The sequence below is a fragment of the Occultella glacieicola genome (genome assembly GCF_004353825.1).
In the GTDB taxonomy this organism is placed as follows: Bacteria; Actinomycetota; Actinomycetes; order Actinomycetales; family Beutenbergiaceae; genus Occultella; species Occultella glacieicola.
On the sequence record NZ_SMNA01000005.1, the window covers coordinates 386,161 to 407,266 of the forward strand.

23 protein-coding genes and 1 pseudogene are annotated in these 21,106 nt (G+C 73.2%); 14 read left to right on the plus strand and 10 right to left on the minus strand.

The window, feature by feature from the left end:
• The first annotated feature begins 90 nt into the window (after positions 1-90).
• The 7 genes and pseudogenes from EXU48_RS25325 to EXU48_RS12150 all read left to right on the plus strand — a co-directional run bounded on the left by EXU48_RS25325 (position 91) and on the right by EXU48_RS12150 (position 5,666).
• A complete protein-coding gene (locus EXU48_RS25325; protein ID WP_133107903.1) occupies positions 91-1,341 on the plus strand; it encodes a ThiF family adenylyltransferase in 1,251 nt (416 codons plus the stop codon).
• Positions 1,326-2,573 carry a molybdopterin molybdotransferase MoeA gene (locus tag EXU48_RS12125; protein WP_133107904.1) on the plus strand — a complete coding sequence of 416 codons (1,248 nt, stop codon included), beginning with the start codon at positions 1,326-1,328 and terminating at the stop codon, positions 2,571-2,573. Before EXU48_RS25325 ends, EXU48_RS12125 begins: the two co-directional genes overlap by 16 nt.
• Positions 2,570-3,046 (plus strand): cyclic pyranopterin monophosphate synthase MoaC, encoded by a 477-nt coding sequence (gene moaC, locus EXU48_RS12130; protein WP_133107905.1) that lies wholly within the window; start codon positions 2,570-2,572, stop codon positions 3,044-3,046. The genes EXU48_RS12125 and moaC overlap by 4 nt, the downstream gene beginning before the upstream one ends.
• A 55-nt stretch (positions 3,047-3,101) precedes the next feature.
• A pseudogene (locus EXU48_RS25500) lies at positions 3,102-3,155 on the plus strand (hypothetical protein); the annotation flags it as partial.
• 43 nt (positions 3,156-3,198) lie between these two features.
• Complete coding sequence (locus EXU48_RS25070; protein WP_133107906.1) at positions 3,199-4,191, plus strand: NTP transferase domain-containing protein; 993 nt, start codon at positions 3,199-3,201, stop codon at positions 4,189-4,191.
• Positions 4,188-4,424 (plus strand): MoaD/ThiS family protein, encoded by a 237-nt coding sequence (locus EXU48_RS12145; protein WP_133107907.1) that lies wholly within the window; start codon positions 4,188-4,190, stop codon positions 4,422-4,424. Before EXU48_RS25070 ends, EXU48_RS12145 begins: the two co-directional genes overlap by 4 nt.
• Before the next feature lie 21 nt (positions 4,425-4,445).
• The gene (locus tag EXU48_RS12150) at positions 4,446-5,666 is read left to right on the plus strand and encodes an acyltransferase family protein (protein ID WP_133107908.1); all 1,221 of its coding nucleotides are present in this window, start codon (positions 4,446-4,448) and stop codon (positions 5,664-5,666) included.
• Here the strand turns inward: EXU48_RS12150 and EXU48_RS12155 are convergent.
• Positions 5,640-6,398 (minus strand): TetR/AcrR family transcriptional regulator, encoded by a 759-nt coding sequence (locus EXU48_RS12155; protein ID WP_133107909.1) that lies wholly within the window; start codon positions 6,396-6,398, stop codon positions 5,640-5,642. The genes EXU48_RS12150 and EXU48_RS12155 overlap by 27 nt on opposite strands.
• Positions 6,399-6,526: 128 nt before the next feature.
• Between EXU48_RS12155 and EXU48_RS12160 the strand changes: the two genes are divergently transcribed.
• Both EXU48_RS12160 and EXU48_RS12165 read left to right on the plus strand, forming a co-directional pair.
• Positions 6,527-7,252 (plus strand): hypothetical protein, encoded by a 726-nt coding sequence (locus tag EXU48_RS12160; protein ID WP_133107910.1) that lies wholly within the window; start codon positions 6,527-6,529, stop codon positions 7,250-7,252.
• Positions 7,253-7,261: 9 nt separating this feature from the next.
• The gene (locus tag EXU48_RS12165; RefSeq protein ID WP_133107911.1) at positions 7,262-7,885 is read left to right on the plus strand and encodes a TetR/AcrR family transcriptional regulator; all 624 of its coding nucleotides are present in this window, start codon (positions 7,262-7,264) and stop codon (positions 7,883-7,885) included.
• 24 nt (positions 7,886-7,909) lie between these two features.
• Here the strand turns inward: EXU48_RS12165 and EXU48_RS12170 are convergent, their stop codons facing one another.
• The 4 genes from EXU48_RS12170 to EXU48_RS12185 all read right to left on the minus strand — a co-directional run bounded on the left by EXU48_RS12170 (position 7,910) and on the right by EXU48_RS12185 (position 10,721).
• Entirely contained in the window at positions 7,910-8,692 is a 783-nt protein-coding gene (locus tag EXU48_RS12170) for an inositol monophosphatase family protein (protein ID WP_133107912.1), read from the minus strand.
• Positions 8,693-8,800: 108 nt separating this feature from the next.
• On the minus strand, positions 8,801-9,817 hold the full coding sequence (gene moaA, locus EXU48_RS12175; RefSeq protein ID WP_133107913.1) for a GTP 3',8-cyclase MoaA: 1,017 nt from the start codon (positions 9,815-9,817) through the stop codon (positions 8,801-8,803).
• Complete coding sequence (locus tag EXU48_RS12180) at positions 9,814-10,239, minus strand: molybdenum cofactor biosynthesis protein MoaE (protein WP_133107914.1); 426 nt, start codon at positions 10,237-10,239, stop codon at positions 9,814-9,816. The genes moaA and EXU48_RS12180 overlap by 4 nt, the downstream gene beginning before the upstream one ends.
• Positions 10,236-10,721: a MogA/MoaB family molybdenum cofactor biosynthesis protein gene (locus tag EXU48_RS12185; protein ID WP_133107915.1), complete on the minus strand. Its 486-nt coding sequence runs from the start codon at positions 10,719-10,721 to the stop codon at positions 10,236-10,238. Before EXU48_RS12185 ends, EXU48_RS12180 begins: the two co-directional genes overlap by 4 nt.
• Before the next feature lie 115 nt (positions 10,722-10,836).
• On the opposite strand from EXU48_RS12185, the gene EXU48_RS12190 reads away from it, so the two are divergent.
• Entirely contained in the window at positions 10,837-11,859 is a 1,023-nt protein-coding gene (locus EXU48_RS12190) for an HD domain-containing protein (protein ID WP_133107916.1), read from the plus strand.
• Positions 11,860-11,993: 134 nt separating this feature from the next.
• Entirely contained in the window at positions 11,994-12,284 is a 291-nt protein-coding gene (locus EXU48_RS12195; RefSeq protein WP_133107917.1) for a WXG100 family type VII secretion target, read from the plus strand.
• Positions 12,285-12,399: 115 nt separating this feature from the next.
• Here the strand turns inward: EXU48_RS12195 and EXU48_RS12200 are convergent, their stop codons facing one another.
• The gene (locus EXU48_RS12200; protein WP_133107918.1) at positions 12,400-12,795 is read right to left on the minus strand and encodes a VOC family protein; all 396 of its coding nucleotides are present in this window, start codon (positions 12,793-12,795) and stop codon (positions 12,400-12,402) included.
• 104 nt (positions 12,796-12,899) lie between these two features.
• On the opposite strand from EXU48_RS12200, the gene EXU48_RS12205 reads away from it, so the two are divergent.
• Together EXU48_RS12205 and EXU48_RS12210 are read left to right on the plus strand one after the other, a co-directional pair.
• Complete coding sequence (locus tag EXU48_RS12205) at positions 12,900-13,898, plus strand: helix-turn-helix transcriptional regulator (protein ID WP_268958165.1); 999 nt, start codon at positions 12,900-12,902, stop codon at positions 13,896-13,898.
• A gap of 144 nt (positions 13,899-14,042) precedes the next feature.
• A complete protein-coding gene (locus EXU48_RS12210) occupies positions 14,043-14,921 on the plus strand; it encodes a DUF4031 domain-containing protein (protein WP_133107920.1) in 879 nt (292 codons plus the stop codon).
• A 321-nt stretch (positions 14,922-15,242) separates the two neighbouring features.
• Here the strand turns inward: EXU48_RS12210 and groL are convergent, their stop codons facing one another.
• The gene (gene groL / locus EXU48_RS12215) at positions 15,243-16,880 is read right to left on the minus strand and encodes a chaperonin GroEL (protein WP_133107921.1); all 1,638 of its coding nucleotides are present in this window, start codon (positions 16,878-16,880) and stop codon (positions 15,243-15,245) included.
• A gap of 240 nt (positions 16,881-17,120) precedes the next feature.
• The gene (locus EXU48_RS12220; protein WP_407938731.1) at positions 17,121-18,605 is read right to left on the minus strand and encodes a phytoene desaturase family protein; all 1,485 of its coding nucleotides are present in this window, start codon (positions 18,603-18,605) and stop codon (positions 17,121-17,123) included.
• A 61-nt stretch (positions 18,606-18,666) separates the two neighbouring features.
• On the opposite strand from EXU48_RS12220, the gene EXU48_RS12225 reads away from it, so the two are divergent.
• Entirely contained in the window at positions 18,667-19,998 is a 1,332-nt protein-coding gene (locus EXU48_RS12225) for a glycoside hydrolase family 15 protein (protein ID WP_235856987.1), read from the plus strand.
• A 67-nt stretch (positions 19,999-20,065) separates the two neighbouring features.
• On the opposite strand, the gene EXU48_RS12230 is transcribed toward EXU48_RS12225, so the two are convergent.
• Positions 20,066-20,665 carry a LytR C-terminal domain-containing protein gene (locus EXU48_RS12230; RefSeq protein WP_133107924.1) on the minus strand — a complete coding sequence of 200 codons (600 nt, stop codon included), beginning with the start codon at positions 20,663-20,665 and terminating at the stop codon, positions 20,066-20,068.
• 27 nt (positions 20,666-20,692) lie between these two features.
• Positions 20,693-20,986 carry a DUF3263 domain-containing protein gene (locus EXU48_RS12235; protein ID WP_133107925.1) on the minus strand — a complete coding sequence of 98 codons (294 nt, stop codon included), beginning with the start codon at positions 20,984-20,986 and terminating at the stop codon, positions 20,693-20,695.
• Positions 20,987-21,106 lie beyond the last annotated feature (120 nt).

Here is a 21,106-nt window from a genome sequence, read left to right on the forward strand (position 1 = left end):
TGACTCCGACGCACCCGGTACGTCGGAATCGCACCACACGACGAACCTCGCGGCGGTCGGAACCGCGCACGCACGGGCTACGGTGGGACCATGCCGCTGCCGCCCCTCGTCGCCCCCGGCCCGCCGCTGACCCGCGCCGATTCGGACCGGCTGGCCCGGCACCTGATGCTGCCCCAGGTCGGCGAGGACGGGCAGCGCCGGATCATGGCCGCGAGGGTGGCCGTGGTGGGCGCCGGCGGCCTCGGCTCACCCGTGCTGCAGTACCTCGCCGCGGCCGGCGTCGGCACGATCGCGATCATCGACGACGACGTGGTCGAGCGCTCCAACCTCCAGCGGCAGGTGCTCCACACCGTCGCCGACATCGGGCGCCGCAAGGTGGACTCCGCGGCCGAGAAGATCGCCGAGCTCGCCCCGCGGGCGACGCTGGTCAAACACGCCGTGCGCCTGGACGCCGGCAACGCCGAGCAGATCCTGGGCGGGTACGACGTGGTGCTCGACGGCACCGACAACTTCACCACCCGCTACCTCGTCAACGACACCTGCGCGCGCCTCGGGACCCCCCTGGTGTGGGCCTCGATCTTCCAGTTCGACGCGCAGGTCTCCGTGTTCTGGTCCCGCCCGCCCGCGCCGGCCGCGCCGGTGACGCTGCGCGACCTGTTCCCGCAGGCACCGCCGGAGGGTTCCGTGCCCTCCTGCGCGGAGGCCGGCGTGCTCGGTGTGCTGTGCGGGCAGGTCGGTTCGGTGATGGCCGCGGAAGCCCTCAAGCTCATCGCCGGGTTTGGCGAACCGCTGCTCGGTCGGGTCCTCGTGGTGGACGCACTGAATGCTCGCTGGACCGAGGTGCCGCTTCGCCCACGGGCGACGGCGCAGGCCGGGCCGGGCGCGCGTCCGGCTGCGTCGGTGCCGCCGGTGCCATCGGTGCCATCAGTGCCGCCAGTACCCCTCACCCGGGTCCCGCCGCCCCCGGGCGGCTACCCGCCGCACCCCGGCCGCACCGGACCGGCCCGCCCGACCCCGCCGGCGCCGTCGGGCATCGGCCGGATCAGCGCCGACGAGCTGGACCGTCGACTCCAGGCGCGACGCCGGCGCGAGGACGACTTCGAGCTCGTCGACGTGCGCGACCCCGCCGAGTTCGCCCAGAACTCGATCCCGGGCGCCCAGCTGATCCCGCTGTCGTTCGCCCTCACCGAGGCCGGCCGTACCGGTCTGGACACCCACACCGAGGTGATCCTGTACTGCAAGACCGGGCCGCGCGCCGACCGCGCCGCGACCGCGTTCGAGCGTGCCGGATTCCGGACCGCCGTGCTGGCCGGGGGGATCGACGCATGGGAGAACCGGTGAAGCGCTCGGTCGCCGAGCACCAGCGCACCGTGCTGGCCGCCCTCGAGCCGCTGCCCGCCCGCGACGTGCCGATCGGCGGGGCGGGCGGCGCGGTGCTCGCGGCGGACGTGCGCTCACGCACGCCGATCCCGCTCTTCGACAACTCCGCCATGGACGGCTACGCGGTGCGCCGGGCGGACCTGATCGGCGCAGGGCCGGACCATCCGGTGGCCCTGCCGGTGATCGCGGACCTGCCCGCCGGGACCGGTGAACGCCCCGAGATCGGGCCGGGCACCGCGGCCCGGATCATGACCGGCGCGCCGATGCCTCCGGGAGCGGACGCCGTGGTGCCCGTCGAGGAAACCGACGCCGGCACCACCACGGTGACGATCACCGCCGAGCCCGCCGAGGCGGCCCACATCCGCCGGGCCGGGGACGACCTCGCCACCGGCGAACTGGTGCTGCGCGCCGGCACCCGGCTGACCGCCCGGCACCTCGCCGCGGCGGCCGGCGCCGGGCACGGCTCGCTGCCGGTCCATCCCAGACCCCGGGTCGCCGTGATCTCGACCGGCACCGAGCTCGTCGACCCCGGCACGGAGCCGGCCTGGGGCCAGATCCCGGACTCGAACTCCTACCTGCTCGCCCAGTCCGTGACCGAGGCCGGCGGCGCCCCGGTGCGGATCGGCGCGGTGCCCGACGACGAGGCCGCGTTCGCGCGACTGCTCGCCGAGGTGTCCCCCGACGTGGACGCGATCGTGCTGTCCGGCGGGGTGAGCGTGGGCGCGTTCGATGTGGTCAAGGCCGTGCTCGCGCCGCTGCCGTCGATGTGGTTCGGGCCGCTCGCGATGCAGCCGGGCAAGCCGCAGGGCTTCGGCCGCCTCGCCGACGGCACGGTCGTGTTCGCGCTGCCCGGCAACCCGGTGAGCGTGTACGTGTCCTTCGAGGTGTTCGTCCGCCCGGGACTGCGCCGGCTGGCCGGGGACACCGCGCCGCTGCCGCGCCCGGTCGACGCCGTGGCCGAGGTGGGCTGGCGCTCGCCGCCCGGGCGGGAGCAGTACATGCCGGTCGTGATAGCTCAGGACGGGGCCGACGGCGGCGCCGGACTCCTGCGGGTGCGCCCCTCCGCGCGGCGCGGGTCGGGCTCACACCTGGTCGGTGGGTTGGCCGGGGCGGACGGCCTCGCCCGGGTGGCCGCCGACGTCGACGAGGTCAGTGCCGGTGACCGCGTCGCGGTGCTGTGGGGGGCCTCATGACCGGATTCACCCACCTCGACGGCGCCGGGCAGGCCCGCATGGTCGACGTCACCGAGAAGACGCCGACCGTCCGCTCGGCGACCGCCGAGGCGCTGGTCGAGTGCGCCCCGCGCGCGGTGGCGGCCCTGCGGGAGGACTCGGTGCCGAAGGGCGACGTGCTCGCCGTGGCCCGCGTGGCCGGGATCGCCGCCGCGAAGCGCACCCCCGAACTGCTGCCGCTCGCGCACGTGATCGGGGTGCACGGGGTGGTGGTCGAGGCCGAGATCGGCGACGACGGCGTTCACCTGCGCGCGACCGTGCGCACCGCCGACCGGACCGGGGTGGAGATGGAGGCCCTGACCGCGGTGAGCGTCGCGGCCCTGAACGTGGTGGACATGGTCAAGGGACTGGACAAGGCGGTGTCCATCACCGGGATCCGGCTGCTCAGCAAGACCGGCGGGAAGTCCGGGGACTGGCACCGGGACCAGAGCTGACCCACGATGACCGTCGGCCCGCCGTACCCGATCGACCCGGCACTGTTCGTTCCGGCACTGTTCGTTCCGGCACTGTTCGTTCCGGCACTGTTCGTTCCGGCACTGTTCGTTCCGGTGCGCCGGGCTCGGCCGGAGCCGGGACGGCAGCAGCCGTGACCGGCGCCGCCCGCGACGTCATCGTGCTCGCCGGCGGCCGCGCGGAGCGGCTCGGCGGGGCCAGCAAGCCGCAGGTGCGGGTCGGTGGTCAGACACTGCTCGAGCGGGTGCTTGCGGCAGCCTCCGACGACGCCGGGCACCCCGTCCGCGCGGTGGTCGTCGGCCCGGCCGAGCTCGCCTCGACGGATGTGCGGGCCGGTCTGGCGCTCCGGGTGGTGCGTGAGGACCCGCCGTTCGGTGGCCCGGTGGCCGGGCTCGCCGCCGGCCTGGCCGAGCTCGAGACGTGGGCCGGTGCGGCCCGCCCCCCCGACCTGCCCGTGCTGGTACTGGCCTGCGACCTCCCGTACGTCAGCACCGCCGTCGGGCCCCTGCTGGAGCGTTTCGCCACGCTCGGCGAGGACGAGGACGGTGCGTGCGCCGAGCAGGACGGCCGCCTGCAGTGGCTCGTCGGTGCCTACCGGCGCGAGGCGCTGCGACGTGCCCTCGGCGCGCTCGGCAGGCACGGCAGCGTCCAGGGCGCCTCCGTGCGGGCCCTGGTGGCACCGCTGCGGCTGGTCGGGGTGGGCGGTGTCGACGCCCGGGACGTCGACACCTGGGCGGAGGTCGCGGGCGCCCGGGAGCGGCTGGGCGAGCCTCGGGCCGGGGACGGTCCTGGGGTCGGCGCCGATGTGGCAGAGTCTGTTCAACGGCGAGGAGGACCGATGAGTCGTGAACTACCCCCGATCCAGGACTGGGTCGAGACGCTGGCGGCCGAGCTCGGGGTCGATCCCGCGCTGGTGGACCTGCGCGCGCTGCTCGACATGACCCGGGACGTCGCGCACCACGTGGACCGCCCGGCGGCCCCGGTGAGTGCGTTCATCGTGGGACTCGCCGCCGGTTCCGGGGCCTCGGTGGACCAGGTCCAACAGCTGTGCGCGCGCACCTCCGACCTCGCCCGCGCCCGCAGTGGCGATGATCACGCCGGCGCCGGACCGGCGGCCGACCGATGACCGAGGTCCGCTACTTCGCCGCGGCCGCCGAAGCCGCTGGTCGCAGCGGCGAGTCGCTCGCCGCAGGCACCGTCGGGGAACTGCGCGAACTGATGGTGAGCCGGCACGGCGAGGCCCTGGAACGGGTGCTCTCCCGTTGTTCCCTCCTGGTCGACGGGGTAGCCTCCCCCGATGATGTCTCGCTGGATGACGACACCGTGGTGGACGTACTCCCCCCGTTCGCGGGAGGCTGAGAACCTCGGCGGCAGCGGCCGTTGAGGCCGGCCCCCACCGCAGCGACCACGGCTGCCCCCAGGGCAGCCACCGAAGCGACCAGGACGACCGGGTCACGTGACCGGGCGCCCGGGGCGGCGCCGCGCCTGCGCGCCCTCGACGCCCTGCGACTACTCGCCGCGCTGACCGTGGTGCTGATGCACTTCACCACCCGCGACCACGGGCGGTGGGGTGTCGACGTGCTTCCACACGAGCTGTTCCCGGGCCTGAGCGAGGTGCTCCGGTACGGCTATGTCGGGATGCACCTGTTCTTCGTGCTGAGCGGGTTCGTGATCCTGATGTCCGCCTGGGGGCGATCGACCGGTTCGTTCGTGGCCTCCCGGATCAGCCGCCTGTACCCCGCGTTCTGGGTCGCCGTGCTGCTCACCGCGACGCTGCGCTGGCTCTGGCCGACGTTCGAGGCGCGCTCGGTGCCGGAGGTGCTCGCGAACCTGACCATGTTCCATGAGCCGTTCGACGTGGTGCACGTGGACGGCGTGTACTGGACGCTCTGGGTGGAGATGCAGTTCTACCTGCTCATGGCCGTCCTGGTGGCGCTCGGGCTGACCCGGCGCCGGGTCCTGGTCACGGCGACGGCCCTGCCGCTGGTGGGCACGGCGCTCACCCTGACGATGCCAGGCGCGACCGAGACCGTGACGGCGCTCAGCTGGGTGTCGATGTTCGGTGCCGGCATGGTCATGTACCTGATCTACCGGGACGGGCACAGCGTGAAGCTGTGGGCGCTGGTCGCCCTGAACACCGCACAGGGAGTGCTGGTCGCGGCCCTGACCCAGACCGACTCGATCGAGGCGATCTCCTCCGGAGCCGAGGTCTCCCCGCTGGTCCTCGCGCTGGCGGTCCTGGGCGTGGTTGCCGCGGTGGCGGTGATCGCGTTCGTGCCGGCGATCCGGGATCTGGACTGGCGCTGGCTGACCGCCGTCGGCACCCTCACGTTCCCGCTGTACCTCACCCACGAGTACGTGGGCTGGGCGCTGATCGAGGCGCTGCATCCCGTGCTCGGGAAGTGGGGCACCCTGGCCGTCGCGGTCGGCGTGTGCCTGGGCCTGGCCTGGCTGATCCACCGGTTCGTGGAGAAGCGGTGGCACCGGAGGATGCGCCGGTGGCTCGAGGCGCGCCTCAGCCCGCCGCGCGCCACGCCGGACCTGCCGGCCTCGGATCCACCGGTCGCCCGGACGTCAGGGTCGGTCGGTCAGTCCCAGTGACGCCGTCAGCGCCTCGACGGCGTGGGCGTACAGGGCGTCGGCCGGTTCGAAGCCGCCGTGGAAGTGGCCGCCGATCTCGAGGGTGACGAGTCCGATCACTTGGGCCAGCGCCGTGACGCCCGCCGCCAGCCGGGCGGGCGGGACCCGCGGGCCGAGCAGCGATCCGGCGGCGCGGAGCTGGGCGTCCAGGCCCGGGTCGGTGACCTCGGCCGCCTCGAGCGGTCGGTCCTCAGCCGCCTCGAGCGGTCGGAAGAACGCGAGCATCACCCGCTCGGCCGGAACCGTCGTCTCCTGCGGCGCGCGGTAGCCCGGCACCGGGGTGCCGTAGATCAGGGAGAACCGGTGCGGCTGGACCAGGGCCCAGCTCCGCAGGGTGCTGGCGGCCGTGGCCCACCGCCGGGCGGGGTCCGCGGCCGCGGGACGGGCCCCGCCGCCCGCGGCCGGGGTGTCCGCGCGCACGCCGGCAGCACCGCCGGCACCGGCAGTGCGGTCTGCGGACTCGAGCGCGTGGGCGAGGTCGGCGTAGGCGTCGACGATCAGGGCGGTGAGCAGGTCGTCCCGGCTCGCGAAGTAGCGGTACAGCGCCGAGGACACCATGCCGAGCTCGCGGGAGATCGCCCGCAGCGACAGCTCCCCCGCGCCCGCGTCGCCGAGCTGGCGCAGGGCCTCGTTCTTGATCTGCTCGGTGAGCTCCGCGCGGGCGATGGCGCGGGCCGTACCTGGGGCCGCCATGGCAGGAGTCTGCCACAAGCGAGATCGCTGCTCTGAATTGTGAGCACCGCTCTTGTCATCCGGTGGAGCAGCGGGCATGATGGCGACAACCGAGAGCATCGCTCTCGTCCTGACGAGCGGAGCTCTCCATGACCACCTCGCACACGGAGCCCACCGCGGCGGCGACGCCGATCACCGAGGCGACCACCGCCGTCGGACCCGTGGATCCGGTCGGCGGCCCGAGCCGCACGCCGATGTCCGCCCGGGCCGCCCTGGCCGCGGCCGGCGTGCTCTTCGCGGCCTACCCGGCCCTGCGCCCGTGGACCGATGAGACGACCCTGGCCGGCGCGGCCGCGTTCGCCTCTCCGGCATGGGTGGCCGCCCACACGATGGGCATGTTCGCCTTCATGCTGCTCACGGTCGCGCTGGCGCTCAGGTCGGTCGCGGTCGGCACGGGCTGGGCGAACGCCGTCGTAGCCGCCGTCGGCACGGCACTGATCCTGCCGTACTACGGCGCCGAGACGTTCGGCCTCCCGGTCATCGGCGCCCGCGCACTGGCCGACGGCGACGCCAGCCTTCTCGAACTGGCCGGCGCCTTCCGCTACGCACCCGTCCCGATGGTCCTCTTCGGGCTCGGGCTGCTCGCCCTTGCGGCGGCCGGCGTCCTGCTCGTCCGCGAGGGGTGGCGGTCCCGGGGCCTCGCCCGTGTGAGCGAACTCCTCACCGGACTGATGCTGGCCCTGTACCTGGCGCAGTACTTCGGTACGCCGGCGATGCGGATCGGGCATGGCGTCCTGCTCGCACTGGGGTGCCTCCTGATGGCCGCCGCGTGGGGCGGGCGCCGTGGTGAGTCACGCGACTCACCACCGTGCTAGGTTGGGCAGATGCCACGCGAACTCTCGGCGTACCACCGGCAGGTCGCCGCAGCCAACCGCGAGGCCATCCTGGCCGCGGCCACCGATCTGTTCCTGGAACGCGGTTACGACCGGACCTCGCTGGCCCGGGTAGCCGAGCGCGCCGGGGTGTCCAAGGCGACCCTGTTCAAGCAGTTCCCGACGAAGGCGGAGCTGTTCGAGGCGACGGTGCTCGCGGCCGGTGCCGGTCCCGACGAGGTGCTCGCGGACCCGCCGGTGGGCGACTTCCGCGCCGGTCTGGTCGTCCTGGGCCTCGCCTATGTGGAGTTGCTGTCCCGCCCGCGGGTCGCGGACCTGATCCGGACCCTGATCGCGGAGTCCCCGCGGTTCCCGGAACTGCGGGAGCGGACCTTCGACTTCGGCGCGCTGCCCGTGCTCGCGGCGCTGAAGCGCTACTTCCGAGCGGCCAACGATGCGGCAACCGCCGACGTCGACGATCCGGAGGTGGCGGCACCGCAGTTCCTCGGCATGATCGCCACGGTCGTCTTCTGGCCCCGCCTGGTCCACGGCGGCTGGTCGCTCAACGAGCAGGAGACCCGCGAGGTGGTCGACCAGGCCGCGCGGACGATCCTGGCGCGCTACGGCCGCCGCTGACCACCGCCGGCCAGCGAACGGACCCTAGCCGACCAGGGACGCGATCGGTCCCCGCACCGCCTCGAGCACCTCCGACGAGGCCGCGCCGATCAGCCACGGCGTGAGCGGTCCGCATGGGGCGTAGGCGGAGCCGTCGAGCCGGCCGGTGAAGCCGCCGGCCTCGGCCAGGAGCAGCGCGCCCGGTACGTGGTCCCAGGGCCAGTCGTTGCGGAAGGCGACGTACTCCACCTCACCGAGGGCCACCTTGGCGTAGTCCACCCCGGCGCACATCCAGGAGTCGGAGATCTGCAGCGGCGCCGGGGCGTTGCTGCGCAGGGGCTGGCTGGAGGTCGCGCCGCGCAGGGGCAGGCCCGCCACGACGGCGGGCCGCTCGATCCGGACCCCGTTGCGGTACGCCCCGGCCCCGGCCTCGGCGACGAACGCCTCCGCCCGCTCGGGCACCCAGATCCAGGAGCGGACCGCCGCACCGCCGCGCACCTCGGCCACCATGACCGCATGGTCCGGGGACCCGTTCACGAAGTTCTTGGTGCCGTCGATCGGGTCGATCGTGAAGGAGTGCTCCGCCGCGGCGAACGCCTCGAGCAGGCTCGCATCCGCGGAGGCGGCCTCCTCGCCGAGCACGAGCGCGTCCGGGTAGGCGGCCTGCAGCACCGCGGCGATGGCGATCTCGCTCTCCCGGTCCGCCACGGTCACCAGGTCACCCGGGGCCTTCTCGAACACCTGCCCGCCGGAGAGGGCACGGAACCGTGGCGTGATGACGGTGGCGGCCGTCTCCTTCAGCAGGTCGAGGACGGCGTCGGTATCCATGCCGTCCAACCTGCCAGAGACGGACGACCGGGCGCGACCGCGTCTCACGGCCGGTGCCGCGCCGTCACCGGCCGTTCACCGGCATGAGCCGCTCACCGGCAGCGGCCGTCAGCCGCCGATGGCACTCATCGGGCGGTCCGGCTGCAGGAAGCCGGGGTCGTCGATGCCGTGCCCGGGCAGCTTGCCCGCGATGCAGGTGTGCATCAGGGTCGCGATGTCGTCGTCGGTGCCGCCGCCGCGCAGCACCCCGAGCAGGTCGGACTCCTCGCGCGCGAACAGGCAGTTGCGCAGCTGCCCGTCGGCGGTCAGCCGGACCCGGTCGCACGCTCCGCAGAATGGCAGCGTCACGGAACGGATCACGCCCACGGTGGTCGGTCCGCCGTCGATCAGGAACCGCTCCGCGGGCGAGGTGCCCCGGTCCCCGAACTCGGTGAGCTCGAACTCCTGCTCGAGAACGGCGAGGATCTCCTCGCCGGTGACCATCGCCGCCCGGGTCCAGGTGTGCCCGGCATCCAGCGGCATCTGCTCGATGAACCGCATCTCGGCGCCTTTGTCGCGGGCGAAGGCGACCAGGTCCACGAGCTCGTCGTCATTCACCCCGCGCATGGCGACGGCGTTGATCTTCACGGGCGCCAGGCCGGCGGCGAACGCGGCGTCGATGCCGTCCAGGACCTCGGGCAGCTTGTCCCGCCGGGTCAGGGCGTGGAAGCGGTCGCGGCGCAGCGTGTCCAGGCTGATGTTCACCCGGGTCAGGCCGGCCTCGACCAGCGGCCCGGCGAGCGTCGGCAGCCGGATCCCGTTCGTGGTCATCGACAGCTCCAGCTGCCCGTCGTCACCGATGATCGCGGACATCCGGGCCACCACGTCCACGGCGTCCGGGCGCAGCAGCGGCTCGCCGCCGGTGAGCCGGACCTCCACGATGCCGAGCGCGGCCGCGACCTCGGTCACCCGGACCAGCTCGTCGGTGGTGAGGATGTTGTCCTTGTGCAGCCACGGCACGCCCTCGGCCGGCATGCAGTAGGTGCACCGCAGGTTGCACTTGTCCGTCAGGGAGATCCGCAGGTCGCGGTGCACCCGCCCGTATCGGTCGATGATCGGGCGGGCCAGCTCCGGGGAGACGCTCATGCCGACCCCACCCAGGTGTGGCTGCCGTCGGCCAGGAACTGCTTCTTCCACATCGGCAGTTCGGCCTTGACCACCTCGACGAGGTCGCGGCAGGCATCGAACGCCGCCGCCCGGTGCGCACTGCCGGCGCACGCGACGATGGCGAGGTCCCCGACGGCGAGGTCGCCGGTGCGGTGGCTCACCGCGAGGGCCACGTCCGGGTGCCGGCCGGCGACCCGGTCGGCGAGTTCGGCGAGCACCCGCGGGGCGTCGGGGTGGGCGCTGTACTCGAGCCGGGTCACCGTACCGTTCGCGTCCGGGCTGTGGTCGCGGACGGTCCCGATGAAACTGGCGACGGCGCCGGTGCCGGAGTCGGAGACGGCCCCCATGTGGGTCGCGACGTCGAGTGGCTCGGGGGAGATCGCGGTCAGGCGCACGCTCATCCGTGGTCACCGCCGTCCAGCTGGTCCAGGATGTGCGGGACGAGCGGCAGCAGCACGGCCACCGCGGACGCGGCCCCGCCCGGGCTCCCGGGCGCGTTCACCACGAACGCCCCACCCAGGGTGCCGGCCACACCCCGACTCAGGATCGCCGTCGGCACGACGGCCGCGTCGCGGCGGCGCAGTTCCTCGGCGATCCCGGGAAGTTCCACCTCGAGCACCCGAACGGTCCCCTCCGGGGTGCGGTCCCGTGGCGAGATGCCGGTACCGCCGCTGGTCAGGACGAGCCGGGCACCGCCGTCGACGGCGTCCCGCAGCGCGGTCTCGACGGCGTCGGCGCCGTCGGGGACCACCCGGACCGGTTCGACGTCGTATCCCGCCTCGGCGAGCAGGGCGGCGGCACGGGCGCCGGAGACGTCCTCGCGCTCCCCGGCCGCGCACCGGTCCGAGACCGTGATCACGACCGCCCGAATACCGTTACCCATCCGGCCAGCCTACGTCCTATCGGCCGGTGACCTGCCCGTGTCGCTCGCGCAGCCGGGCCACCGCAGCCGGGCTACGATCGCTTCGTCAGTCCAGTCGTCGAGGGAACGTGAATAGATGGGCGTCATCGACGCACCACAGTGGGTCCTGTCCGCATGGCGCAGGAGTCTGGAGGCGGTGGGTGCCACCGCCGACCGCGAGGCCATCGAGGCCCGCGGTGAGGCCTTGATCGAGCGGTGGTCCCGGCCGGACCGGATCCACCACAACGTCAAGCGGCTGATCGGCGTACTCGCCCGGGTCGACGAGCTCGCGCCGGAGACCCACCATCCGGACATCGTCCGGATCGCCGCCTGGTACCACGGCGCCGTGTTCAACGCGGCCGCCCGCCAGGCGTATGCGCACAAGGGTGGCGTGGACGAGGCGGCCTCCGCCGCGCTCGCGCGCACCGAGCTGGCCGACCTCGGGGTCCCGGAGAAGGTGGTCAACCGGATCGCCGAGCTGATCTCGGTGCTGGCGCGCCACGACGCCCCGGCCACGGACATCGACGCTCAGGCGCTGTGTGACGCCGACCTCGGCGGGCTCGCCTCCGAACCGCAGAAGTACGAGGCGTACCGACGCGAGGTGCGCCAGGAGTACCAGCACATCCCGCAACGGGACTACGTGGAGGCCCGTCTCGCGATCGTGACGAAGCTCCTGGGCCGCACCCACCTGTTCCGGTCGCCGCTCGGACGGGACTGGGAGGACGCCGCCCGGGAGAACCTGAACGCCGAACTCGCCCGGCTGACCAACGAGCTCACCGGCCTGCCACCGCGCGACCCGGACGAGCCCGACCCGAGCCGGGTCGACGTGGCGCAGGCCGAGGCCGATCCGGACGCCGACGACTCCGGTTTCGGCCTGGCCGACGAGGCGGAGGAACCGCGCCGGCCGGCCGAGCCCGGCCGGCCGACCCGCACCGCGGTGCCGGACCTGGCCGTGGACCGGGACCGGCCCGTCGAGCCGCCGGGTACGGATGGCGCCTGGCCGAGCCTGCCGACGATGCGCTCCGCCGACGTCGCTGACGACGAGGACGAGACGCAGCACGAGACGTCGCTGAGCCGGCCGCCGCGGATGCCGGCCCGCCAGCGCCCGCCCTCGGAGTGAGTCGGCGTCCACACCCGGAGGCCCCTGCCGCTGCGCGCACAGGTCCGCCACGCGACCGACGGGCGATGGCCGCCGGCTCCTACGGTCGATCCAGGGCCGCACACCGCGTGCGGTCGTCAGATCGAGGAGACACCATGACCCGATTCGAGGTCGACGCCGCCGAGGTGGCCAGGGCCGGTGCGGCCGCGCGCAACTCGGCGACCATCATCAATACCGAGGTGACGAACATGATGCGCCACCTCACCGCGCTGCAGTCGTCCTGGCGCGGTGGGGCGTCGTCGGCGTTCGGCGCGCTCATCGTCCAGTGGCGGGCCACCCAGCAGCAGGTCGAGGCGAACTTGGAGCAGATCTCGTTCGCGTTGGACGCGAGTGCGCGCCAGTACGAGGACACCGAGTTCAACGCGACGCGGATGTTCGCCCGGTAGGTGAGCCCGACCCGTCCTCCGCTGCGGGCTGAGCTCCGCCGACCGAGCGTGCGCGCACGTCACGAGGACGGCCGTCCCTGCCGGGGGTGTGCCGCCCTCGTGACGTGCGGGCCGTTCAGTCGTGCTGCGCGGCCCAGTGCGGGCTCTGGATGAGTCCGACGAGGTTGCCGAACGGGTCGCTGACGGCGGCCGACCACCAGCCCTCGCCGCGTCGGGTCACCGGCTCGAACGACGCTGCGCCGAGGGTGATCAGGCGGTCGAAGGAGGCCTGGATGTCGTCGACGTGCATGCTCACCACCGCGCCGCCGGGAGCGGGGAGCACCGGGCGGAAGCGGGCGTCCATCAGCGCGAACTCGTCGTCGTCGTCGCCGAACCGCCATTCGGCGTACTGGGCGGGGCCCTGCTCGGGGCGGACGAAGTACGGGGGCGCGTCGAACACGGTGGTGTACCAGTCGACGGCTGCCGCCATGTCGTCGGCGACGAGGTTGACGTTCGCGAGTCCACGGAACATGGGATTCTCCTTCGGTTCGGATCGTGATGGTTCTATCCTGGATCATGAAGTGATCACCCTCTGATCACTTCAGATGGGAGTCTGAGATCCGCGCCGATCGCCTGATCCAGGCACTCCTGCTGCTGCAGGGGCGCCCACAGATCACCGCCGCCCAGCTCGCCGAGGAACTCGAGGTGTCGGTGCCGACCGCGCGCCGCGACCTCGAGGCACTGGCGATGGCCGGCGTGCCCATCTACCCCACCCGTGGCCGGGGCGGCGGCTGGCGCTTGATCGGCGGCGCTCGCACCGACCTGACCGGGCTCACCGAGGGCGAGGTGATCTCGCTACTGGTCGGCATCACGCAGAGTGCGGGCGCGAGCCAGGAGCGCATCGCCGCGGTGCGCAAGCTCGTCAGGGCGATGCCCGAGCCGTTCCGGGAGGGGGCGCAGCGCGTCGCGGCAGCCACGGTCCGCGACGCGCCATGGGGTGTCGTCGACGACGATGCCGCACCCGCCGCGGTCGCGGCTCTGCAGCGCGCGATCGCCGGCCGACGCCAGGTCCGGTTCCACTACGACGGCTCGCGCGGGCACGTCGAGGTCGAGACCGTGCCGCTCATCGTCGGCAGCCGCGGCGCGCGGTGGTACCTGCTCGCTGCGCCCGCGCTCGCCGGCGTCGAGCATGCGGATGACAGCCGTTTGCGGACGTATCGCGCCGACCGGATCGGCGATCTGCAGGTGCTGGCGCTGCACGGGCAGGCGCCCGAGGGTTTCGACGCCCCGGACGCCTGGGCGCGAATGGTCGAGCGCGTCGAGGGGATGCGCGGGTCGGTCCGCGCCGTGGTGCGCGTCGAGCCCTGGGCTCTGAAGGCGCTCACCGGCCGCTTCGGCGCACAGGCGCGCCAACTCGACGATGCGCCGGATGCCGGGGGCGATCTCCGTCCGCTCGTGGAGGTGCGGGCCCACCGGGTGGACGCCCTGGCAGAACAACTCGCGGGCTGGACCGGAGCCGCCGAGGTCACCGGACCACCGGAGGTGCGGGCGGCGCTGAGGGAACTGGGAGAGCGGATCGCCCGGCAGTACCGGGCCGATTCCCCCGGAGTCGCGGCATCCGTCCTGATCCGATGAACCCTCCGGGCCCGTGCGCGCGATGCGGTCCGCGCGCGGCGTCGGGAGGACACCGTCCGACGGCGGTGCTCCGGTCGGGCGTGTCGCTCGCCGACCGTCGGCGGTGCGCACCCCTCGATCGTGATGGCCACCTACGCTGGGGCGGTGGCCCTCCTGATCGATCCGCCGATGTGGCCGGCACACGGCACGCTGTTCTCGCACCTGGTCTCGGACGCCTCCCTCGCGGAACTGCATGAGTTCGCCGGCCGGGCCGGGCTGCCCGGCCGAGCCTTCGATCGCGACCACTACGACGTGCCCGCCCGGCGGCACGCGGACCTGGTGACGCTCGGCGCGCGGCCGGTCTCGGGTGGCGAACTCATCCGGGCCCTGCGCGGGAGCGGGCTGCGGGTGCCGGCCCGGGACCGGCGCGAGCACCTCGAGGTCGCCCTGACCCAGCGGTGGCAGCGGCTGCTGCCAGGCGCGGAGTCCCTGTGCGTGGAACTCCTCGAACGGTGGGGCGAGCCGCACCGGCACTACCACGACGGCACACATCTGCTGGCGGTGCTGGAGGCGGTCGAGACGCTGAGCGAGCCGGACCCGGCGCCGAGCACGGTGCTGCTCGCGGCCTGGTTCCACGACGCCGTCTACGCCGGAGTCGCGGGGCGCGATGAGCGGGATTCCGCGGATCTGGCCCGGGGGCGGCTCACCGGGGCCGGGGTGGACCCGGACGTCGTCACCGAGGTCGTGCGGCTGGTCCTGCTCACCGCGTCCCACTCGCCCGCGGCCGGAGACCGATCCGGCGAACTGCTCTGCGACGCGGACCTGGCCGTGCTCGGCCGGGAGCCGGCCGGCTATGCCCGCTACCTCGCCGCGGTCAGGGCCGACTACGCCCACGTCGGCGATGCCGACTTCGCCCGGGGCCGGGCCGCCGTCGTCCGGGGCCTGCTCTCGCTCGACCCGCTGTTCCGCACCGAGCGCGGTCGGGCTCGGTGGGCCGAGCGCGCCCGGGCGAACCTGCTCGGGGAACTTCGGGCCCCCTCCTGAGGTCGAGCCACCCACCTCTTCGCGCGACAGTGCTGAATTGGCTGCCACCACAGCACTCCCACCATCCGCGCCGAGCCCGCGGACCGGAGAGTGCCCCCTGCGCACTCTGCGGTCCCTACGCGCACCGTCGTGACCCGGCCAGTGCGGGCGGCCGGACGAGAACGTCCCTGACCTGCACTCACTGCGACCAGAACCTAGTGCGACCGGTGACCGACGGCGATGGGCACAACTTCCCCGGGCATGGCGAAGGCCCCCGGTCCGATCGGACCGGGGGCCTTCGCTGCGTTCGACCGGCTGGGCCGGACTGCGATCCCTAGGGGATCAGAAGCCCATGCCGCCCATGCCACCCATGTCGTCGCCACCGCCGCCGGCAGGCGCAGCGGCCTTCTCCGGCTTGTCGGCCACAACGGCCTCGGTGGTGAGGAACAGGCCGGCGATCGAGGCGGCGTTCTGCAGCGCGGAACGGGTCACCTTGACCGGGTCGTTGACACCGGCGGCGAGCATGTCCTCGTACACACCGGTCGCAGCGTTCAGGCCCTGACCGACGGGCAGGCCACGCACCTTCTCCACCACGACGCCGCCCTCGAGACCGGCGTTGACCGCGATCTGCTTGAGCGGGGCGTCCACGGCGATGCGAACGATGCTCGCGCCCGTGGCCTCGTCACCTTCCAGCTCGAGAGAGCCGAACGCGGTGTTCGCGGCCTGGATGAGGGCCACGCCACCACCGGCGACGATGCCCTCCTCGACGGCAGCCTTCGCGTTGCGGACGGCGTCCTCGATGCGGTGCTTGCGCTCCTTGAGCTCCACCTCGGTGGCGGCCCCGGCCTTGATCACCGCGACACCACCGGCGAGCTTCGCGAGGCGCTCCTGGAGCTTCTCGCGGTCGTAGTCGGAGTCGGAGTTCTCGATCTCGGCGCGGATCTGGGCCACGCGGCCGGCGATGGCGTCGGCCTCGCCAGCGCCCTCGACGATCGTGGTCTCGTCCTTGGTGATGACCACCTTGCGGGCGGTACCGAGGACCTCGAGGCCCACGTTGTCCAGCTTCAGACCCACGGTCTCGCTGACGACCTGGCCGCCGGTGAGGATCGCGATGTCGGTCAGCATGGCCTTGCGGCGGTCACCGAAGCCCGGGGCCTTGACGGCGACGGACTTGAAGATGCCACGGAGCTTGTTCAGCACCAGGGTCGCCAGGGCCTCGCCCTCGACGTCCTCGGAGATGATCAGCAGCGGCTTGCCGGCACCGATGACCTTCTCCAGCAGCGGCAGCAGCTCCTTGACGTTCGAGATCTTCGACTCGACGAGCAGCACGTAGGCGTCCTCCAGGACGGCCTCCTGACGCTCCTGGTCGGTGACGAAGTACGCGGACAGGTAGCCCTTGTCGAAGCGCATACCCTCCGTGAGCTCGAGCTCCAGGCCGAGGGCGTTGGACTCCTCGACCGTGATGACACCCTCCTTGCCGACCTTGTCCAGAGCCTCGGCGATGAGCTCACCGATCTGGGGGTCGCCGGCGGAGATGGCGGCGGTGGCGGCGATCTGCTCCTTGGTCTCGATCTCCTTGGCGGAGTCGAGCAGCGCAGCGGTCACGGCCTCGACGGCCTTCTCGATGCCGCGCTTGAGGGCGATCGGGTTGGCGCCGGCCGCGACGTTCCGCAGGCCCTCGCGCACGAGCGCCTGGGCGAGCACGGTGGCGGTTGTGGTGCCGTCACCCGCGACGTCGTCGGTCTTCTTGGCGACCTCCTTGACGAGCTCGGCGCCAATCTTCTCGTAGGGCTCCTCGAGCTCGATCTCCTTGGCGATGGACACACCATCGTTGGTGATCGTGGGGGCGCCCCACTTCTTCTCCAGGACGACGTTGCGTCCCTTCGGGCCGAGCGTGACCTTCACGGTGTCGGCGAGGGTGTTGAGCCCACGCTCCATCCCGCGGCGGGCCTCCTCGTTGAAGGCGATGATCTTTGCCATTCGGGTCTGATCCTCCGGTACTGGCTTTCGGAAGGCCGGTGCGATGCCCGCGACGGACGACGCCACCCGATGCGTTCATGTCCCGCACCGGCGCAGCGCCTCATCCCACTGACCAGCTGTTGTCACTCTCAGGCCGAGAGTGCTAACGCCATTATTGGCACTCTCACCCGGAGAGTGCAAGAAGCGCCCGACGGCGGAGCCCGGGTTTCGCGGTCAGGTGAACGCCGGGCGCGTGGTCGCTCAGGGCGCCGGGTCAGGCGCCAGCGACGGCGCCGGCAGGTCGAACCGCTGGGCCAGGGCCCGACGGGCCGCATGGTGGCCGCCCATCCCGTGCACGCCCGGGCCCGGCGGCACCGACGCCGAGCACAGGTACACCCCGGGGATCCCCGCGGCGAACGGGTCCGTGGTCGGTCGCGGCCGCGCCACCATCCCCCAGGTGGACACGGCGCCGGCGGCGATATCGCCACCGAGGTAGTTGCGGTTGTGCTCGGCCATCTGCGCGGCGGGCACACACCGCGAGGAGACGACGACGTCGGTGAAGCCGGGAGCGAAGCGTTCGATCTGCGCGGTGACGATCCCGGTGACGTCCACGGTGCTGCCGGTGGGCACGTGGGTGTAGGCCCAGCCGGGCCGCAGTCCGGCGACGTCGCGGCCGGGGTCGGCGACGGTCGGGTCCGAGAACAGCACCAGCGGGGTGGCCGCGTGCACGCCGTCGGCCACCAGGTCCTCGGCGTGGGCCATCTCCTCACGGGTGCCGCCCACGTGCACGGTGCTCGCCTGCCCCACCCGGGGATCGGCCCACGGCACCGGACCGGACAGCACGTAGTCCACCTTGGCGGCGGCATCCCCGTAACGGAACCGACCCAGCGCCGCGCGCACCCCCGGCGCCATCCGCTCGCCCCAGATCTCCAGGAGCGTGGCCGGGGTGGTGTCGAACAGGTAGGCGCGGGCCCGGGGCAGTTCACGCCAGGCCCGGATCGGGTGCCCGGTGCGGATCCGCCCACCGTGGGCCTCCAGGTCCGCCCGGAGCGCGGCGACGATGGCACCAGAGCCCCCCACCGGGATCGGCCAGCCGGACGCGTGCGCGAGCGTGGCCAGCATGATCGCGGTCCCGGCGCCGGCCAGCGACGGCAGGGTGGTGATCGAGTGCGCCGCCACGCCGGTGAACAGCGCCGGAGCCACCTCCCCTTGGAACCGGGCCGACCAGGCCCGGGTACCCTGCTCGAACAGACGGGATGCAGCGGCGACCGCGGCACCGAGCCCGGTGGGCGTCAGCAGGCCGGCCGGAAGGCTGCGGCGGTCCCCGAGCGCCAGCTCGGTGAGCATCGGCGCATTCTCGACGAGCGGACCGAACAGACCGAACCAGGCGGCGCCGTCGGGCCCCAGTTCTGCGGCCGTGCGCCCGAGCGAGCGGTAGGCGATCCCGGCCGGGCCGTCGGCCATCGGCTGGGCGTAGGCGACATCCGGGACCCGCAGGTCCACGCCACGGGCGGCGAGGTCGAACTCGGCGAAGAAGGGGCTGGCCAGGGCGAGCGGGTGCACCGCCGAGCAGATGTCGTGCTCCACGCCGGGCGCGAGCCCGAGCTCGAGGGTGCGGGCACCACCGCCGACGGTCTCCTCCGCCTCGAACACGGTGACCTCCAGGCCCGCGCGAGCCAGGGTGACGGCGGCCGCCAGCCCGTTCGGTCCGGAACCGACCACCACGGCGTCCGTCACAGCCCTCATGCCTGCCATTGTTCCCCACAACCCGACGAGCACCGCCCTGGGCGCCTTAGGATCGAGGGCGATGAGGTCCCCCCGTCGCACGTTCTGGACGCTCGCCGCCGTGGTCGCCGTGGTGGCGCTCGTCGGCGCCGCCGCGGTGGTCCGCGACCGCGGCCGGGTGGACCAGGTGGACCTGTACACCCTCGGGATCGGGGTGCGCCCGGACGGGACGGTGACGACGATCCCCACGGACTCCGACGGCGCCTACCTGCCCGGCTCCCGGGTGCTCGACCCCGGCCCGGACGCCACCCAGGCGGACCGCGACGCCGCGCGGGCCCTGGCCGAACAGACATGGACCTGGCTCGACGCCGGGACGGTGCCGGGCGCCGGCGGGCCGCACGAGGACCTCGTCACCGACGCCCTGCTGGACCTGCACACGCTCACCCTCGACGGTGGCGCCGCGGTCGCCGGGTACTCAAGCAAGTGGCGCTACGTCTGGCCGCGGGACGCCTCGTTCGTCGCCGCCGCACTCACAGCAACCGGGCACCACGAGGACGCGGTCGAGGTGTTCGAGTTCCTCGACGGTGTCCAGCACCCGGACGGGAGCTTCGAGGCCCGCTACCTGCCGGACGGGTCCGGCCCACCCGATGACCGGGGTCTGCAGACCGACGGGACCGGCTGGGTGCTCTGGGCGCTCGCCCACGTCGCCGACACCCTCGGCCCAGGCCCCGAGCGCGCCGACCTGCTGAGGGCGTTCACCCCGATGATCGAGAGGTCCACCGGGTACCTCCAGGCCCAGGTGGCGAACCCGCGGTCCCTACCTGCGCCGTCGGCCGACTACTGGGAACACCGCGAGCAGGCGCTGACCCTCGGCACCGCCGGCCCCGTGCTCGCCGGCCTCGAGGCGGCTGAACACCTGCTGGACCTGCTCGGGCGCGACGACGACGCGGCCCTCGCCGGAGCCGACGCCGACCGTCTGCACGGGGCGGTCCTGGCCAACTTCGGCCAGACCGGCTACGGGCGCTATGCCGGGCGGTCCGCTCGGGACGCGGCCACGGCGTTCGTGCTGCCGCCGTTCCAACCGGAGGGGCTGGCCGGTGCGGCCGCCGCCTGGGAGGCCTCGATCGCCGAGATGATCCGGCCGGCGGGTGGCCTCGCCCCGGGGGGCTCGTGGCCCGAGACGTCGATCTCGTGGACGCCGCAGACCAGCCTGTACGCATGGTCCGCCGCGGCGAACGGTCAACCCGAGCGCGCCGTCGAGTGGCTGGACTGGATCGCCGAGCACCGGACCCCGCTGGGGGCGATCCCGGAGAAGGTCGGGCCGGACGGCTCGCCCGCCGGCGTCGCACCGCTGATGTGGTCGGCCGCCGTGGTGATCCTCACGGCCGCCGAGCTCGAGGAGTCCGCTCCCTGAGCCGACGGCGGAACTCGCCTCGCCCGGCCGGGCACGCTCGGCCCGGGCGAACTCAGGCCGGTCCGGCTCAGCCCCGGAAGTCCTCGCGGAGCACCACGACGATGCCGTCCGAGGCCGCCGAGGAGTCCTCGATCAGGTCGGTGACGCCAAGCAGCTCACCGACGGCCGCGGCCTCCTCGGCCATGTCCGCGGTGGTGTAGAACACGGCGGAGGATGTGGGCAGCTCGCGGGAGTAGTTCTCCGGGGTGACGTTCGTCCAGCCCTCGTCCGTGAGCGCCTCGGCGGCGGCACCGGCCAGACCCGACACACCGGCCCCGTTGAGGACGTACACGGACAGGTCCTGATCGAGGTCGGCCGGCTCCTCGGTGGTCGGTTCCTCGGTGGTCGGCTCCTCGGTCGGGGCCTCCGTGGTGGCGTCCGTCGGGGTCGGCTCCCCCGGTTCGGTCGTCGAACTCGCCGCACCGGTCGGGTCGTCGGTGCCACCGAACCCGCCGGAGAGCAGCCGCACCGCACCGAACGCGAGCAGCGGGGCCAGGATGATCACCACGAGGAACGGGAGCAACTGCCGCCAGCGCGACTGCGGCGCGCGGTGCACGCCCTGCGGGGTCCGATCCGCGCCGAGGGCGTCGAACTCGTCCTCGGGGTGCGGATAGTCCCTGTTACTCACACCCGAAGGTTAACGGTTCGGGCCGGTTCAGAGCTCATTGCCCAGGCGGCGTGCCGAGCGCTCGCGCTGGCGGGTGCTGCGCATCCGACGCAGCCGCTTGACCAGCATCGGTTCGGCCGCGAGCGCCGCGGGGTCGTCGATCAGCGCGTTCAGGACCTGGTAGTACCGGGTGGCGGACATGTCGAAGAGTTCCCGGATGGCGGTCTCCTTGGCCCCGGCGTACTTCCACCACTGCCGCTCGAAGGCGAGGATCTCGGCGTCGCGTTCACTCAGTGCTGCTTCGTCCGAACGCTGCGTGGACAACACCCTCGCTGCCGACATCGTGCCTCCTCGTTCCCCTGCGTGATCCTGTTCCTGCTGGGCCGGCGGTGCGGCGCCTCTCGGTGCCGTGGTGCTGCGGCGACCCGTGGTGGTTCATCGTAGGGGCAAACGACACGCGTG

Excerpts from the sequence above, each read along its gene's own strand:
- EXU48_RS25325 (WP_133107903.1), top strand. The coding sequence starts at position 91 with ATGCCGCTGCCGCCCCTCGTCGCCCCCGGCCCGCCGCTGACCCGCGCC.
- EXU48_RS12125 (WP_133107904.1), top strand. The coding sequence starts at position 1,326 with ATGGGAGAACCGGTGAAGCGCTCGGTCGCCGAGCACCAGCGCACCGTG.
- moaC (WP_133107905.1), top strand. The coding sequence starts at position 2,570 with ATGACCGGATTCACCCACCTCGACGGCGCCGGGCAGGCCCGCATGGTC.
- EXU48_RS12145 (WP_133107907.1), top strand. The coding sequence starts at position 4,188 with ATGACCGAGGTCCGCTACTTCGCCGCGGCCGCCGAAGCCGCTGGTCGC.
- EXU48_RS12155 (WP_133107909.1), bottom strand. The coding sequence starts at position 6,398 with ATGGCGGCCCCAGGTACGGCCCGCGCCATCGCCCGCGCGGAGCTCACC.
- EXU48_RS12160 (WP_133107910.1), top strand. The coding sequence starts at position 6,527 with ATGACCACCTCGCACACGGAGCCCACCGCGGCGGCGACGCCGATCACC.
- EXU48_RS12165 (WP_133107911.1), top strand. The coding sequence starts at position 7,262 with ATGCCACGCGAACTCTCGGCGTACCACCGGCAGGTCGCCGCAGCCAAC.
- EXU48_RS12170 (WP_133107912.1), bottom strand. The coding sequence starts at position 8,692 with ATGGATACCGACGCCGTCCTCGACCTGCTGAAGGAGACGGCCGCCACC.
- moaA (WP_133107913.1), bottom strand. The coding sequence starts at position 9,817 with ATGAGCGTCTCCCCGGAGCTGGCCCGCCCGATCATCGACCGATACGGG.
- EXU48_RS12180 (WP_133107914.1), bottom strand. The coding sequence starts at position 10,239 with ATGAGCGTGCGCCTGACCGCGATCTCCCCCGAGCCACTCGACGTCGCG.
- EXU48_RS12185 (WP_133107915.1), bottom strand. The coding sequence starts at position 10,721 with ATGGGTAACGGTATTCGGGCGGTCGTGATCACGGTCTCGGACCGGTGC.
- EXU48_RS12190 (WP_133107916.1), top strand. The coding sequence starts at position 10,837 with ATGGGCGTCATCGACGCACCACAGTGGGTCCTGTCCGCATGGCGCAGG.
- EXU48_RS12195 (WP_133107917.1), top strand. The coding sequence starts at position 11,994 with ATGACCCGATTCGAGGTCGACGCCGCCGAGGTGGCCAGGGCCGGTGCG.
- EXU48_RS12200 (WP_133107918.1), bottom strand. The coding sequence starts at position 12,795 with ATGTTCCGTGGACTCGCGAACGTCAACCTCGTCGCCGACGACATGGCG.
- groL (WP_133107921.1), bottom strand. The coding sequence starts at position 16,880 with ATGGCAAAGATCATCGCCTTCAACGAGGAGGCCCGCCGCGGGATGGAG.
- EXU48_RS12220 (WP_407938731.1), bottom strand. The coding sequence starts at position 18,605 with ATGAGGGCTGTGACGGACGCCGTGGTGGTCGGTTCCGGACCGAACGGG.
- EXU48_RS12225 (WP_235856987.1), top strand. The coding sequence starts at position 18,667 with ATGAGGTCCCCCCGTCGCACGTTCTGGACGCTCGCCGCCGTGGTCGCC.
- EXU48_RS12235 (WP_133107925.1), bottom strand. The coding sequence starts at position 20,986 with ATGTCGGCAGCGAGGGTGTTGTCCACGCAGCGTTCGGACGAAGCAGCA.